Here is a 653-nt window from a genome sequence, read left to right on the forward strand (position 1 = left end):
ATGATGTATGCGAATCTTGTCTGTTGGGCAAAATGACTAAATCACCTTTCAAATGATCTTTTGAAAGAGGTGAGGGTCTGTTGGACATCATTCACACGGATGTGTGTGGTCCATTCAGATCAACCACAAAGGATGGCACGCGGTTCTACGTGACCTTTACCGACGATTTTAGTAGATACGGTTATATCTACTTAATCAAGCACAAGTCGGACACCTTTGAAAAGTTCAAAGAGTTTAAGAACGAAGTAGAGAATCAATTAGGCAGGAAGATAAAGATGCTCAGGTCCGACAGAGGCGGAGAGTATCTTAGTATCGAGTTCCTAGACTATCTAAAGGAATGCGGAATAGTTTCGCAGTTGACACCTCCCAGGACACCACAGTTGAACGGTGTTGCGGAGAGGCGCAACCGAACCCTGTTGGACATGGTTCGTTCCATGATGAGTCGAGCTTCGCTTCCCATCCACTTCTGGGGGTATGCCTTAGAGACTGCCGCCCACATCCTCAATCTTGTCCCAACTAAGAAGGTTGCCAAAACACCTCATGAGATGTGGACGGGGAAAGTTCCCTCGTTAGCACATATCAAAGTCTGGGGTTGTGAGGCTTTCGTTAGACGAGAGACTCACGACAAACTCGCAGAAAGAAGCGAGAGGTGT

Annotated in this window: 1 protein-coding gene; it reads left to right on the forward strand. The window is 46.7% G+C overall.

The genetic code is table 11. From position 1 onward, the window contains the following. Positions 1 to 80: 80 nt before the first annotated feature. On the forward strand, positions 81 to 653 hold a 573-nt coding region (locus tag HX793_RS32120), incomplete at its 3' end, for a DDE-type integrase/transposase/recombinase (RefSeq protein WP_178905600.1).

The organism is Pseudomonas reactans, from assembly GCF_013387025.1.
Taxonomy (GTDB): domain Bacteria; phylum Pseudomonadota; class Gammaproteobacteria; order Pseudomonadales; family Pseudomonadaceae; genus Aquipseudomonas; species Aquipseudomonas reactans.